Genomic DNA, 14,848 nt, shown 5'->3' on the forward strand with positions numbered 1-14,848 from the left:
TTACATAGAAACGAATAATTTAAGCTTTATTTGAATGATATGGATTGAATGAAACAGGGTAATCCATTCAAGCTATTGTTATCGAATGGGACAAAGAAGCAGTGAAATTTTATCGGGTGATAAATGGGTTTAGCATGAATGAGCTTATTGGACGTTTTGATATCGCTATTCGCTTAGCTTACTTATTCTTATCGCACATGATCTAACTGATAAATAATAAAAGCCCTGACTGTTGTTCAGTTAGGGCTGTGTATATCTAAAAAAGTCGGACTTATAAAGCCTTTAAACGTTCTGAACCAATCCAATGTTTAGAAAATTGATATGCTGCACGCCCTGAGCGTTGACCACGAGCTTGACACCATCTTAATGCTTCAGCACGAACATCATCAGCAAAGGGCATGTCTGCTTTTGCTAAATAATGCTCCACAATTTCTAAATAAAGATTTTGATCCATTGGATAAAACGACAACCACAAACCGAAACGATCTGATAATGAAATCTTTTCTTCGATGGCTTCTTGTGGATGCAACTCTTTATATTGCGGTACATCGACTTTGGTTACAGGCGTGTTTTCATGCATAAATTCAGGCAATAAATGACGGCGGTTACTGGTCGCGTAAATCACAAAATTACTTGAGCCAGATTGTAGCGAGCCATCTAACACGCTTTTTAAACTACGGTAATTTTCATCTTCAGCATTAAATGCCAAGTCATCACAATAAACGATGAACTTTTCTGGGCGATCTTTAATAATTTTTTGAATTTCTGGCAAGTCAGACAGATCATCTCGTTCAATTTCAATTAAACGTAAGCCTTGTTCTGCATACTGGGTAAGTAAAGAACGGACAATGGATGATTTTCCTGTGCCGCGTGAGCCAGTCAGTAAAATGTCGTTGGCTGGTAAACCGTGTAGAAATTGTTCAGTATTTTGTAAAATTTTAGCTTTCTGACGTTCAATCCCTTTAAGATCATCCAAATGCATTGCTTTCGGGTTATAAATCGCTTTGAGTTGTTTATCGTGCCACCTAAAAGCCACTGCTGCAAAGTCAGTATCTTGTTTCTTTTCAGGAAGGACTTGATGTAACTGATCAAGAACAGTGGATAATTTTTGGATGATATTGTCAGGTAAGTCGAAAGTTGCCATATCCGTTCGCTATTTTCAGAAATTACAATGTGTGGTTGATATTAGCACAGTAATTTTATTGAGCTAATCTCAATAGGCGATAATTGGAATCTAAAGCAAGAATTAAATGACTTATGGTAATTGATTATCTGGTTATTTTTCAGCATAGTTTATCGACAGGTATTTAAAAGTGTCGGATTAAAAATCAAAGGAATATTAGAAATGTTATTAGAACTCACTCAAGATTTAAATCCGCATCAGGCTTATCGTATTAAAAAACTAAAAAGAAAACTGAAACATGCGGAAAACTATGAAGAGTGGAAATCTATAGCGTTAAAACTGGATGAAGAAACGGGGGCACAGGAGTGGAAGCTAGATAATACCTCTCCATATTTTGATGCTGAAATTATTTCCCATCGGTTAAATTTATTGCGCCGTTACCGTCTGCAAAATCGCACCCAAGATTTGATGTATATCCTAAGAGAAGGATTTAGTCACGATGTTGCCAACATCGGGCATCCGATGCTATTTGCACATACCTATGTTGGAACTAAAAAAATAATTGAAGATTATATTGATGAAGTTAGCAATAGTTTGGCATTCATCGCTTCAGAAAGTTGCCAAGCTTTGTGTCATGAAAGCAAAAGGAAGTTTTTTGAAAACTGTGAAAAGGCCTATGGTCAGCCCGCACTGATGTTTTCAGGTGGTGCAACATTAGGTTTATTCCATAGCGGTGTCTGTAAAGCATTAATGGAACAAGACTTAATGCCAAAAGTACTTTCTGGTTCAAGTGCTGGGGCAATCATGACGGCGATGCTGGGGGTAAATGAACCGGGTGAGATTCCAAACTTGCTGAGTGGTGACCAGTTTTATAGTGAAGCTTTTCACTTCCGAAGCTTAAAAGAATTAATCAAAGGCAATGGTGGTTTTGCTGATGTCCGATATCTTAAAAAGTTCTTGGTCGAAAATTTAGGTGATGTAACGTTTCAGGAGGCGTTTGAAAAATCAGGCTTAGATATCAATGTCACTGTTGCGCCTTATGATGTTTCCCAAGAAGATGTACGAATCATGAATAAATATACCTCACCAGATTTATTGGTCTGGAGTGCAGTATTGGCATCATGTGCTGTACCGGTTTTATTTCCACCTGTGCGTTTGATCAGTAAACGTTACGATGGTGTACATACTCCTTATTTGGCAAATACGCGTTGGGTAGACGGCAGTGTCCGCAATGATTTCCCCCAAGAGCGCATGTCACGTCTTTATAATTTGAATTACACCATTGCCAGTCAGGTTAATCCACATATTGTACCGTTTATGCAGAATGATGAAGAACGTTACCGTAGAGATTTACTGAGTTGGCCTGAACGTATAGTGCGTAGTCAAGGACGCATGGCTGCAATGGGGATCATGGACTTTGCCAGAGGCCGTATGGGACGAGTTCCTTCTATGCGTCGTTTACTCGATCACGGTTACGGTATTATTGACCAGCGCTACTATGGTGATGTCAATATTATTGGGGAGTATAGTCTGCGCCATTATAGCTATATGTTACAGAACCCACGCCCATATCTATTTAAGCTATTGCAACAAGAAGGTGAGCGTGCAACTTGGCCAAAAATTTCAAGTATAGAAACACATGCGCGGATTGGTAAAACAATCCAACATTGTCTAGAAGTTTTGAATCATCCGATGACGAAAGATATACCCGCAGAACAATTGACCGAAGTATGAGCCAAAGCAGAATTCTTCCAATTGCATATAATACAATCCAAAGTCAAAAATTTGGTCGTCGTGTTTATCAAATTCAGCAGGGTCAGCAATTGTTTTGGTTGAAATTACAGCTCAAAAATTCAAATCGCTGTTATCAACAACACTTTTTCAATGAGCTGAACTGTTATAGCGAGTTGAATGCATTGGAGACTGAAGCTCAACCTGTATTGTTAAATTTCTCAATATTTGATCCATTTCAGCAATTTAAAATGGATGAAGAGGTCATTGATCAAGCTTTATGGGTGGAAGATGCCCCAAAGCTTTTTCAGGATCTGCCTGATCGACTTAGTTTGGCTGAAATTGGTAAGCGATTAGTACTCAGCTTAGATGTGCTTGAACATTTGCATGACTATGGTTATCTGCATGGCGATATCAAAGTTGAGCACTTTCGAGTTAAGGATGAGAAAAGTTATTTGATTGACTTTGAACAGGCTGTAAACACCGCTCAAGAGGCAAATTTAACAAATATCGCAACACATACAGCAACACCACGGTATATGGCACCAGAATTGTTTCATGCGCAACCAAAATCATTTCAATCCGATATTTATGCGTTAGGAATTGTTTGGTTGGAGTGGTTGACACAACAGCGCTTATCGGCAAAAAGCTATCAAGATTGGGCATTTTTGCATTGTCAGCAGTTAAATGTGGTGTTATCAGAGCGATTTAAAATTTTTGAAATGGTTTTAACAGCGATGTTAATGAAAAAAGCAGGGCAACGTTGCTCAAATATTTATCAAATAAAACAAGTATTAAGCCAAATTGTTTAAACAAAAAGCAGTATTTGCAACATTTGTTTTTTATTTAAACAAACGAGTGTCTTTTTCGAAAAAAGGGCTTGTCATAATAAAATGATCTCTATAATATACACAGCCATTGGGGACGTGGCGAAATTGGTAGACGCACTGGATTTAGGTTCCAGCGCCGCAAGGTGTGAGAGTTCGAGTCTCTCCGTCCCCACCAAGCAATTCATTTTGTGGTACTAAAACAAAATGAAGGGTTATAGAGGATTGGTGTAATGGTAGCATGACGGTCTCCAAAACCGTTCGTCAAGGTTCGAATCCTTGATCCTCTGCCAAGTTATTTAAAAGACTACAGCGTTAGTTTTTATTCGGGGACGTGGCGAAATTGGTAGACGCACTGGATTTAGGTTCCAGCGCCGCAAGGTGTGAGAGTTCGAGTCTCTCCGTCCCCACCAAATTTAAAAAAGCATGATGAAAATCATGCTTTTTTTTATGCCTAAATTTTTATTCTAACTATGCTGTATCGTGATTAAAGGTTTCTTAGAATTAGAATTTTAGCCAGATCAATAAAAAGACCTAAACGAAATCGTTTAGGTCTTTTCAAAGAGAAACTTCATTTAGACACTTACTAAGCCTTTAAGTGATCTTCAAATTCTTCACCGAGCTGCATTGCTAAGTTATTACCAGATAAATCACAAGTGACTAAACCATATTCTTTTTTAAAGCTGAAAGTAAATCCTTTTCCATCAGCTAAATTTTTTACTGAATAGCCTAATTTTTCTAACCAAATACGAAAAGCGATTAAATTCTTTGCCTTTACAACCTTTTTCACAGAAGATCTCCTTAATTCCTGCCTATAAATTTAATAGGGGTGATCATTAAATTTTTAAAGGGGAAATTTGATGAAACTTATTTTTTATATCAATATTTGAGCAATTTGAGAAATGAGGCTTTTGTATCAATGCGTATTTTTTTGCTGCTAATATGGATGAAATGTGAATTTAATAAAAAATATTAAAATAAAACAATGGATTAATTAATTCTAAAAACTGTGTTTGTAATATTTTGATGCAAAGATATCAGTTTAAAAAAGCAGAATTTTTCTCATTTTCACTGTGGTTAAATGTAAGTAAATTTAACAGAAGCATGGGGATTACAGCTGTACAGGATGATGTTGATCTAAGAAATCTAAAATATCGCCAAACAGTTGTGTCTGATCTTTACCTAAAGTCATGAGATGCCCAGTATTGGGATAACTTTTAATTTGTTTTTTTGTAGAATTCACATGATTATAAATGGTTTGTGCACTGGGATAATGTGCATCATCTAACTCACCATACAATAAAAAGATAGGTGCGCGAATTAAAGAAATATCACTTATGGTTACGGCAACAAATTGATGAAATGGCTGTAGTTGTATTGCTGCTTTATTTTCTAAGCTTTTTAAGCCTAAACCTGTATGAGTGTTTTCAAATTGGTGGAGATATTCAGCATAGTGCTTTAGTCGCTTAAAAAGATCATTTACACTTCGATCCTGTGGCGCAGACATGCTAATACATGCATCAATTGGAAAGTGCTCAGTGAGTTTTAACGATAAAATTGCACCTAAAGAAACCCCAATGGCAGCAATATGCTTATAACCCTGATTTTCTAAGAATTGATAAGCATTATATGTATCTTGCCACCAATCCGCTGTCGTGTAATTGAGAAACTCATCAATCGTTAAACCATGCCCAGCGTAGCTAGGCACATAGCAAGTGTAGCCATGTTGATGCAGAAATTTTGCTAAGGCCTTCATATCTTGAACGGTACTGGTATAGGCATGTAATAACAGTACCGCCCGCTGCGAGGCTTTTAAAAACAGAGGCTTAGGCTGGCGCAGTTTAACATTGTAAAAACAATAATCGTGATTGCTTAAAAATGATCTTTCAATGCACGAATACGTGCAAATTCTTCAGCACTTTCAACACGTAAAAAGGGATTGGTTTCAAGTTCAAGTTCAATGGTGCTGGGCAAGGTGATTTTCCCTTGTTCACGAAGCTGTTTGATTTCTTCGGCACGTTGTTGTATCGCTCGGTTCTCTGGCTCGATATGCAAAGCAAATTGTGCATTAGAAAGCGTATATTCATGGGTGCAGTAAACTTTGGTTCTTGGTGGTAAAGCAGCAAGGCGATTGAGAGAGTGATAAAACTGTTCAGCAGTTCCTTCAAACATACGTCCACACCCCATAGCAAAAAGGGTATCACCACAGAAAACGCTGTCTAATGCATCAATAAAGTAAACGACATGCCCTAGGGTGTGACCTGGCACAGCAATAATGTCGATGTTTAATCCATGAAATTCAAATTGATCATCGTGTTGCAGCGGGTAGGTAATAAAAGGAATGTGACTTAGTTCAGCACGAGGCCCATAAACAGGGATATTATGATCTGCAATCAATTCTGGAACACCACCAATATGGTCTTTGTGCCAGTGTGTAAGCCAAATTTGTTTTAAATTCAGTTGATGCTCAAGGCAATAATCTTCAACCAGCGATGCTTCTGTGGGGTCAATTGCAACGACATCGTGGCTGTGACTGTCTTCGATCAGCCAAATATAGTTTTGTAATTGATTTTTTACATCTATGACGTGAATTTTAAATTGCATCGTTGAATTCCATATATATGCTGATACAAATTTAATAGCAAAATTAGGCTATAGACAAGTTGGAAAGCTGATTGTGGGCATATTTATGTGAAAACATATGTAATTCGGTTGTACGGCATTGTATTTGATTGAACAAACAAGTCTTGCGGTAGGTTATTCTTTTAGAGAATAGCATATAGACCAATACGCTATTCTCACTAAAATTTAACAGGTCAAGCCTTGGCTGATTTCTAATTTACTGAGTTTGCCATTTTTAAAACTAAAATCGACATAACTGCGATAGCCTGTTTCAAATTCAGCAGGATTTTTTAAAAATTCTTTGGCTTCCGACGCAGTTAACATTAAAACATGGGTGCCAGTTTTGGCACTGTTTGGAAAGTCTTTTTTAAATTGATTGATGCTATACAGATTGGTGATGGGTTTATTGTTAATCAGGATTGTATCCGTGATCGCTGGCGCATTTGTCCAAGAAAGCCAAATTCGCCCTTTGGTCGTACCAAGTTGTTGAAAAGTATTTTTGCTTTTATAAAAAGCGTCAGATTTAATCTGTGGATTTTCTTCACTAAAAATGTCAAATGTTAGATTTTTTCCTGATGCAGTAGAGATTGAGTATTCATAGTTTCCTGTACATTCTGAAAATGTTTTTATAGGTTTTTGAGAGGTTTTTCCAAGCAATTTTTCAATTTGTGTTGCACTTACTGCTTGGTTGAGCTCGACACCATTAACTTTCACTGTGGTGGTGTAATCTTCTGAATGTTGCGCAGCAAAACTGCAAATAGGTAGCATAAGGAGCAACGGGGCGATGGTTTGGGTAAAATTATTCATTTCAAATATTTCTTAAGTTTTCTATAACTTAATCAGTTCTGAAGGATTGATCAAGAGCAGTTGATCAAATGAGTAGAATTAAAAAGGATCTATAAATTTTATAAGTATTTATATCTGTAGCTAACTCAAGAAATAAAAAATACCCTCAACAAGGAGGGTATGATTTTAGAACTAAGTACAACTGGAAATGGCAGGCAAGGATTATCGAAGCTTAGATAACCAATTTCCAAGACTCTGTACAATTTGTACAAGGATCAATAGGACAATCACAGTGAGATAAACCACACTTTGATCGAAACGTTGATAACCATAAGAAATTGCTAAATCACCAATACCGCCAGCGCCTACAGCACCCGCCATCGCTGTTGCACCAATCAAGCTAATGGTTGCTGTAGTAAGGCTCAGAATGAGTGAGCTACGAGATTCAGGGATAATAAATTTAAAAATAATCTGCCAAGGCGATGCACCCATTGCCTGTGCAGACTCAATAATCCCTTCATTCACTTCAAGCAATGATGTTTCTACAAGACGACCAATATAAGGACCAACATAAATGGTCAACGGTACAATCGCAGCCCAAGTACCAATAGTTGTACCCACGATCGCTTTGGTGAGTGGGAAAACCGCAATCAATAGGATAATGAAGGGCAGGGAACGTAGCGCATTGACGATAGGATTTAAAATCTGATAAACAGCGCGATTGGGTAAAATACCATTAGGGCGAGTGACCAACAAGGTAATTGCTTGAACAAAACCCCAAATGGTACCAAACAGCATTGCAAAAATGACCATTTGAATGGTTTCTTGCATCGCTGTAACAAATTGGTCAATGCTTAAAGAGCTTTTCCAAAATGGTGCTGTGAGCGTAGTGAGCCATTGTACAATGAGTTCTCTCATAGTCTAACTCCTGACTGTTCCACCTTGACCCCATTTTTTTCAAAGAAATCTATGGTTTGGCGAATGCTTTCGGTATCTCCCAAAAGTTGTATAAACATTTGACCGATCACTGAACCATTAATTTCAGTCATATTGGCAAATAAAATATTTAAGCTGACATCAAATTGCTTAATTGCTGCTTGTACCACGGTCTCTTGCGCTGAAGTACCCAAAAATTGCAGACTATAAATACTTTTATGATTTTGATTTTCGAGATTGTTTAAGATATTAACAGGGAGTTGTTGCTGTAAAACGGTTTGAATAAAGTTTTTCGTCGTCGGGTGTTGCGGTTGACTAAAAATTTCTAAGGTAGAACCAGTTTCAATCACTTTGCCTTGTTCCATGACCGCAACAAAATCACAAACAGATTCAATTACATCCATTTCATGCGTAACCATGACAATGGTAATCCCTTGCTCTTGATTAATCTTTTTAAGCAAAGCAAGAACAGATTTCGTGGTTTGTGGATCAAGCGCAGAGGTTGCTTCATCACAAAGTAAAATTTTGGGGTGGTTGGCCAAGGCGCGTGCAATACCGACACGTTGCTTTTGACCTCCCGAAAGTTCATCTGGAAAAGCATCTTTTTTGTGCTTTAGATCAATAAACTCAAGTAACTCATTTAAACGTTTTTCACGTTGGTCTTTACTGACACCTAGCAACTTTAACGGCATTTCAATATTGTCAGCTACAGTTTTGGTTTGTAGTAAATTGAAATGCTGAAAAATCATGCCTATATTTGCACGTTCTTGACGTAATGCACGTGCATCAAGTGCCGTAAAGTCTTTTTGATTAATGATGACTTGCCCTTGGTTAGGACGCTCAAGCAAGTTAATCAAACGGATTAAGGTACTTTTACCTGCACCACTATAGCCGATAATGCCAAAAATACTGCCCGCTGGAATCTCAAGATTAATCTGATCCAGTGCACGTATGGTTTGACCTTTCAACTCATAGTGTTTTGAAATGTTTTTAAATTCAATCATATCGTCAAAAACTATAGCAAAAAGAAAAAACAGGCAAATTCACTTTGCCTGTTTTATGAGGGCCTGTAGACCTTTCATAAAAGAATGGTCAATAGACCTGATCCATTATAAAACTATTTTGATTCTGTAAGATAGCTTACAGGTTTATTCACATCAACTTTAGTTCCACCGAAGTGTTCTTGAACATATTTACCTACAGCAGGAACATGATATAACTCACCCACTTTTTTCAAAAGGGCATCGTCTTTACGTGCATCTGCAACAGCAAGTACGTTGACATTCATTTTGGTTGTTTGGTCAACTGGCTCATAATAAACCGAATCTTTAAGCACGTTTAAACCGCCTTCCATTGCCAAAGTATTACCTAAAACAATTGCATCAACTTCATCTTTAGCACGTACCGCAGTCGCCATTTGAATAGGTTTGATGACAATTTTCTTCGCATTTTCAGTAATATCAGCAGGTGTGCCTTTGACTAAATCAAAGCCATCTTTCAATTTGATGAGACCAGCAGATTGTAAAAGTAACAATGCGCGTGATTCATTTGCGCCATCATTTGGAATAGCAATGGTTGCGCCGTTGGCAAATTCTTCAACTTTTTTAATTTTACTAGAGTAAATGCCCATTGGCTCTAAATATGTTGTAGAGATTGGTGCAATTTTTTCTTTGTTTGATTGATTGAAAGCAACAAGATATGCATAAGATTGGAATGCATTGATATCGACTTCTTTGTTCGCAACAGCAGTATTCATTGCAACATAGTCAGTGAAGTTTTTAACTTCTAATTTAATTCCAGCTTGTTTTGTTTCTGGTAATGTTGCGATATAGCGCCAAATATCTGCATCTGAACCTGTAGAAGCCATGGTAACGACTTGTTCTTTACCTGCATCTGCTTGGGCAGCATCATTTTTTGGAGCTTCTTGTTTTCCACAAGCAGAAAGAGTGAGCACAGACGCGCTAAGTAAAACGCCAAACAGCTTTTTCATGAATAAGTCCTAAGTAGCAAATGCAGTAGAATTTTGTCCTTTGCATTCTCGATCATTTAAATCGAATTTTTAACATTTTGAAAATAAATAATGCGGTGACGTACTTGTCTGATTGCGCTATCTATATTCTTTACATTTGAGGATTAGCAGTCTGTTTTAAAAGAATTTTAATTGTTTAAAATAGACTCTAAAGATTTGTTTATCATATCAATAAATGAAAATTATACATAGTGGCTGCGTGTTGACATTGGGTAGTGATGTCGTTGTTTGAATATCAATGTTTTTATTAATTTAATAAAGAAAACAAATGCTTTTGTTGAATGCTAAACGATAAATGTTTAAATTTTATACTTATTCATAATATATAAATTTTTTAGGATTTATTATCTTTTTTTTGAATAAGTAAAATAAAATTAGATCTGTACCTATAGCAGTACAGTGATAAACATTATTAGGGGGTGCTAGGCGAAATGGAGGGATTTTATTCAAACAGTGATTGACATTGACACCACTGTCATACTTTAACATGGAGATCTTATCTAACTCAAAGAGATCGATAAATGAAATTAATCATCTTTCTTTTAAGCAGTTTTTTATTGCTAAATACTGCATATGCTCAAAATAATGTCTATATCATTCATGGTTATGGTGCAAATGTGGATGATCATTGGTTTAATTATCTTGAGAAAAATTTACAAGATAAAAATACTAGAGTTGTAAAGATCGCATTGCCGAACTCCAGCAATCCAAAGCTTTTACAGTGGAAGCAAACCTTAAAAAATAATATTGCTCAAATTGATCAGCATACATTTTTTGTTGCGCACAGTTTAGGATGTATTACGTTGCTTGATTTCCTGTCTGAATCTGATTTTCAACAGATAGGTGGTGTTGTCTGTGTATCGGGATTTTCGAATAAATTGGCAGTACTACCTCAGCTGGATTCATATATCACTGAAACGAATAAGGATTTTTCTTTTAAAAATAAAATATTGAATCGGAAAATGTTTATATCGAGTAATGATCAATATGTTCCAACTGATTTAAGTATCTTGTTGGCAGAAAAATTGGCGTTTCCATATGAAATTATTCCCAATGCTGGACATTTTCTAGCCAGTGATGGATATCGGGAATTTCCTCAATTATTAGATTGGCTTCAAATGGTCATTGGTGGTGTTGATGAGGTCGGTGGTTCAAATGATTCAGCGCAAAATCAATCAAGGTAATTAATCTTATATTTATTATTCTGGAAGAGCATTACTCACTAAAAATTTACCAAATAAAAAAACCCGCCTTGGCGGGTTTTACAACTCAATCGAGTTTAAGCATTTTCACGAGCAATCGCACGGTAACCAATATCTTTACGATATTGAACACCATCAAAAGTCACTTTTTGGCAAAGTTCCAAGGCTTTAGCTTGCGCTTCACCAATTGTGTTACCCAATGCAGTTACGCAAAGTACACGACCGCCAGCAGTCACTACATCACCATTGGCATTGTTTGCTGTACCTGCATGGAAAACTTTCGCATCTGTCATTTGGGTATCTAAACCTGAAATCACGTCATCTTTGCTCGAAGTTTCAGGATAGCCTTTAGACGCAAGCACAATACCAACAGTTTTACGCTCATCCCACGCAGCTTCAGCGGGTAAGTTACCAGCAATACCGGCTTCAACTAAATCAACCAAAGAAGATTTTAAGCGCATCATGATCGGTTGAGTTTCAGGATCACCAAAACGGCAGTTAAACTCAATGACACGAGGTTGCCCTTGCTCATCAATCATCAAGCCAGCATACAAGAAACCTGTGTAAGTATGACCATCAGCCTTCATACCATCTACAGTTGGACGCATGACTTCTTTCATGACTCTGTCAAAAACATCTGCAGTCACAACTGGGGCAGGGGAATACGCACCCATACCACCCGTATTTGGACCTTGGTCAGCTTCAAAGATACGTTTATGGTCTTGTGACGTTGCCATAGGAAGGATGTTGTCACCATCAATCATACAAATGAACGATGCTTCCTCACCCTCAAGGAATTCTTCAATAACAACACGCGAACCTGCATCACCAAATTTATTGCCTGCAAGCATGTCATCAATTGCATCAAACGCTTCTTGATTGGTCATCGCAACAATGACGCCTTTACCCGCAGCAAGGCCATCTGCCTTAATTACGATTGGTGCGCCATTTTTTTCTACAAATGCTTTGGCTGCATCCACTTCAGTGAATACATCATAGAATGCTGTAGGAATGTTATGACGTTTTAAAAAGTGTTTGGCGAAAGCTTTAGAGCCTTCAAGTTGTGCTGCAAATTGGGTTGGTCCCCAAATTTTAAGGCCAGCTGCTCGTCCTGCATCCACCACACCATTTACAAGCGGTGCTTCAGGACCAACAATAATGAGGTCAACGGCATTATTTTTTGCAAAGTCGATAATGGCAGGGTTGTTGAGAATATCTAAAGCAACATTTTCACATTTATGTTCAGTTGCTGTACCCGCGTTTCCTGGTGCAACAAAAACTTTAGTGACTTGATCGTCTTGCGCAATTTTCCATGCCAATGCATGTTCACGACCACCACTACCCAAAACTAATATGTTCATCTTATGTATCCTTTTTTAATCCCTCCCAACCTCCCTTTATACAGGAAGGGGTATCACGAATTTAAAGAGTCCTGTAGTTCGTGACAAGTCCCTCTTATGAAAAGAGGGACTTAGGGGGATTTTTAAATAATGATTTATTGTGAATTAGTGACGGAAATGACGCATACCCGTGAAGACCATTGCAATACCAGCTTCATCTGCTGCTGCAATTGTTTCTTCATCACGCATTGAACCACCCGGTTGGATAATACATTTGATACCAGCTTTTGCAGCGTTATCAATACCATCACGGAATGGGAAGAATGCATCAGATGCCATAACAGCACCTTCAACCACTAAACCTGCATGTTCAGCTTTGATCGCGGCAATACGTGCAGAGTTTACACGGCTCATTTGACCAGCACCAACACCAATGGTTTGACGGCCTTTAGCATAAACAATAGCATTGGATTTAACGTATTTGGCAACTTTCCAAGCAAAGATTAAATCATCGATTTCTGCTTCAGTAGGGGCACGCTTAGTCACTACTTTAAGATCATCTTTAGTGATCATGCCAAGGTCTTGGTCTTGAACCAATAAACCGCCATTGACACGTTTATAATCGTATTGTGAAGCACGTTCATCAATTTTAGGAAGTTCGCCACATACCAGAACACGGACGTTTTTCTTTGCGCCAGTCACTTCAAGTACACCATCGGCAATACTTGGTGCAATAATCACTTCAACAAATTGACGGTCAACAATTGCTTGAGCTGTAACAACATCTAACTCACGGTTAAATGCAATGATGCCACCAAATGCTGATTCTGGGTCAGTTGCATAAGCAAGATCGTATGCAGCTTTAAGACCGTCTAACGATACTGCAACACCACATGGATTTGCATGTTTAACAATGACACACGCTGGTTTTGCAAATGATTTGACACATTCAAGTGCTGCATCTGTATCCGCGATATTGTTATAAGAAAGTTCTTTACCTTGTAACTGCTTAGCAGTTGAAACTGATGCTTCAGTTGCAGTCGATTCTACATAGAAAGCAGCGGATTGATGTGGATTTTCACCATAACGAAGATCTTGTACTTTATTTAACTGGGTATTGAAAGTACGAGCAAATTTGTCAGCTTGACCTTCTTCTTTACCAACACGTGCACCGAGGTAAGAAGCAATCATGCCGTCATACTGGGCAGTATGTTCAAATGCTTTAACCGCTAAATCGAAACGAGTCGCATAAGATAAAGCACCATCCGCTTTAAGTTCTGCAATTACAGTTTCATAATCAGTTGCATTTACGATGATCCCCACAGAAGCATGGTTTTTCGCAGCTGCACGAACCATTGTTGGGCCACCAATGTCAATATTTTCAATTGCATCTGCAAGCGAGCAGTCTGGTTTAGCAACAGTAGCAGCAAAAGGATAAAGGTTTACGACAACAAGATCGATTGCATCGATGTTGTGTTCAGCCATGACAGCTTCGTCTAGACCACGACGAGCCAAAATGCCTCCATGAATTTTAGGATGCAGTGTTTTTACACGACCATCCATCATTTCTGGGAAGCCTGTGTGCTCTGAAACTTCAACTACAGCCACATTGTTGTCTTTAAGCAACTTATATGTACCGCCAGTAGATAAAATTTCCACCCCAAGAGCAACAAGGTTCTGGGCAAATTCAACGATCCCGGTTTTATCAGAAACAGAGATTAAAGCGCGTTTAATAGTCATGATCTTCGTCAACAGTTTTTAAGTCTAGAGATTGAACAGGTAGGCAAAATATAGGTAAAAAAAATGCCCACGCAAGCCGTGAGCATTTTATCATTTATTCACTCATTAAACCGTGAGCTTTTAACTTTTTGCGTAAAGTGCCACGGTTCAGTCCGAGAATCTCAGCAGCGCGAGTCTGATTCCCGCGTGTGTATTCTAAGACAACAGATAAAAGAGGTTTCTCCATTTCTGCTAGCACCATGTCGTACACTTGTGATGGTTGCTCACCTTGCAATTGTGCAAAATAGTGACGAACTGCGCGATCTACGTGAATACGAAGAGCGACGTCAGATTGTGCAGTAAAAATAGGAGATTTGCTATTCATGCGAGTTAATCCGAAAATCAAAATATTACTTGGGTAAAGTAATATATAAATGTGGTCTAAAAAAATCTGAGCTCCGTTTTAGATCCTAAAACGGTTGGCTCTAAAACAAGAACAATTAGCTTGCCACAAATCGTCGAGTTGAGTGAAA

14 protein-coding genes and 3 tRNA genes are annotated in these 14,848 nt (G+C 38.0%); 6 read left to right on the forward strand and 11 right to left on the reverse strand.

Going from position 1 to position 14,848, the window contains the following annotated elements; all coding sequences use genetic code 11:
- Window positions 1–271: 271 nt before the first annotated feature.
- Window positions 272–1,144, reverse strand: coding sequence for an ATP-binding protein (locus tag ACQ7EO_RS08405; protein ID WP_004822502.1), 873 nt, complete (start codon window positions 1,142–1,144; stop codon window positions 272–274).
- A gap of 201 nt (window positions 1,145–1,345) precedes the next feature.
- Here ACQ7EO_RS08405 and ACQ7EO_RS08410 point away from each other — a divergent pair, with 201 nt between their 5' ends.
- The 5 genes from ACQ7EO_RS08410 (at window position 1,346) to ACQ7EO_RS08430 (ending at window position 4,094) form a co-directional block, all read left to right on the forward strand.
- Complete coding sequence (locus ACQ7EO_RS08410; RefSeq protein WP_434279384.1) at window positions 1,346–2,857, forward strand: DUF3336 domain-containing protein; 1,512 nt, start codon at window positions 1,346–1,348, stop codon at window positions 2,855–2,857.
- Entirely contained in the window at window positions 2,854–3,666 is an 813-nt protein-coding gene (locus ACQ7EO_RS08415) for a protein kinase domain-containing protein (RefSeq protein WP_434279385.1), read from the forward strand. Before ACQ7EO_RS08410 ends, ACQ7EO_RS08415 begins: the two co-directional genes overlap by 4 nt.
- Before the next feature lie 108 nt (window positions 3,667–3,774).
- Window positions 3,775–3,859: transfer RNA gene (locus tag ACQ7EO_RS08420), tRNA-Leu, on the forward strand.
- Window positions 3,860–3,900: 41 nt separating this feature from the next.
- Window positions 3,901–3,974, forward strand: a tRNA-Trp gene (locus ACQ7EO_RS08425).
- 35 nt (window positions 3,975–4,009) lie between these two features.
- Window positions 4,010–4,094, forward strand: a tRNA-Leu gene (locus tag ACQ7EO_RS08430).
- A 173-nt stretch (window positions 4,095–4,267) separates the two neighbouring features.
- On the opposite strand, the gene ACQ7EO_RS08435 is transcribed toward ACQ7EO_RS08430, so the two are convergent.
- The 7 genes from ACQ7EO_RS08435 to ACQ7EO_RS08465 all read right to left on the reverse strand — a co-directional run bounded on the left by ACQ7EO_RS08435 (window position 4,268) and on the right by ACQ7EO_RS08465 (window position 10,015).
- Entirely contained in the window at window positions 4,268–4,471 is a 204-nt protein-coding gene (locus ACQ7EO_RS08435; RefSeq protein ID WP_004719296.1) for a hypothetical protein, read from the reverse strand.
- Between the two features lie 321 nt (window positions 4,472–4,792).
- Entirely contained in the window at window positions 4,793–5,572 is a 780-nt protein-coding gene (locus tag ACQ7EO_RS08440) for an alpha/beta hydrolase (protein ID WP_434279608.1), read from the reverse strand.
- On the reverse strand, window positions 5,554–6,285 hold the full coding sequence (gloB, locus tag ACQ7EO_RS08445; RefSeq protein WP_034613366.1) for a hydroxyacylglutathione hydrolase: 732 nt from the start codon (window positions 6,283–6,285) through the stop codon (window positions 5,554–5,556). Before gloB ends, ACQ7EO_RS08440 begins: the two co-directional genes overlap by 19 nt.
- Window positions 6,286–6,489: 204 nt before the next feature.
- Window positions 6,490–7,110 carry a hypothetical protein gene (locus ACQ7EO_RS08450; RefSeq protein WP_434279386.1) on the reverse strand — a complete coding sequence of 207 codons (621 nt, stop codon included), beginning with the start codon at window positions 7,108–7,110 and terminating at the stop codon, window positions 6,490–6,492.
- Window positions 7,111–7,311: 201 nt separating this feature from the next.
- Window positions 7,312–8,007, reverse strand: coding sequence for a methionine ABC transporter permease (locus ACQ7EO_RS08455; RefSeq protein ID WP_004719300.1), 696 nt, complete (start codon window positions 8,005–8,007; stop codon window positions 7,312–7,314).
- Window positions 8,004–9,029 (reverse strand): methionine ABC transporter ATP-binding protein, encoded by a 1,026-nt coding sequence (locus ACQ7EO_RS08460; protein ID WP_434279387.1) that lies wholly within the window; start codon window positions 9,027–9,029, stop codon window positions 8,004–8,006. Before ACQ7EO_RS08460 ends, ACQ7EO_RS08455 begins: the two co-directional genes overlap by 4 nt.
- Window positions 9,030–9,142: 113 nt before the next feature.
- Entirely contained in the window at window positions 9,143–10,015 is an 873-nt protein-coding gene (locus ACQ7EO_RS08465; protein WP_004719302.1) for a MetQ/NlpA family ABC transporter substrate-binding protein, read from the reverse strand.
- Between the two features lie 560 nt (window positions 10,016–10,575).
- Here ACQ7EO_RS08465 and ACQ7EO_RS08470 point away from each other — a divergent pair.
- Window positions 10,576–11,238, forward strand: coding sequence for an RBBP9/YdeN family alpha/beta hydrolase (locus ACQ7EO_RS08470; RefSeq protein WP_434279388.1), 663 nt, complete (start codon window positions 10,576–10,578; stop codon window positions 11,236–11,238).
- Window positions 11,239–11,333: 95 nt separating this feature from the next.
- Here the strand turns inward: ACQ7EO_RS08470 and purD are convergent, their stop codons facing one another.
- The 3 genes from purD to fis form a co-directional block, all read right to left on the reverse strand.
- Window positions 11,334–12,617, reverse strand: coding sequence for a phosphoribosylamine--glycine ligase (gene purD, locus ACQ7EO_RS08475; protein WP_004822476.1), 1,284 nt, complete (start codon window positions 12,615–12,617; stop codon window positions 11,334–11,336).
- A gap of 144 nt (window positions 12,618–12,761) precedes the next feature.
- Window positions 12,762–14,336 (reverse strand): bifunctional phosphoribosylaminoimidazolecarboxamide formyltransferase/IMP cyclohydrolase, encoded by a 1,575-nt coding sequence (purH, locus tag ACQ7EO_RS08480; RefSeq protein WP_034613392.1) that lies wholly within the window; start codon window positions 14,334–14,336, stop codon window positions 12,762–12,764.
- A gap of 94 nt (window positions 14,337–14,430) precedes the next feature.
- The gene (gene fis / locus ACQ7EO_RS08485) at window positions 14,431–14,700 is read right to left on the reverse strand and encodes a DNA-binding transcriptional regulator Fis (RefSeq protein WP_001086304.1); all 270 of its coding nucleotides are present in this window, start codon (window positions 14,698–14,700) and stop codon (window positions 14,431–14,433) included.
- Between the last annotated feature and the right edge of the window lie 148 nt (window positions 14,701–14,848).

It is taken from the genome of Acinetobacter sp. CE-15, assembly GCF_051059255.1.
GTDB classification, from domain to species: domain Bacteria; phylum Pseudomonadota; class Gammaproteobacteria; order Pseudomonadales; family Moraxellaceae; genus Acinetobacter; species Acinetobacter guillouiae.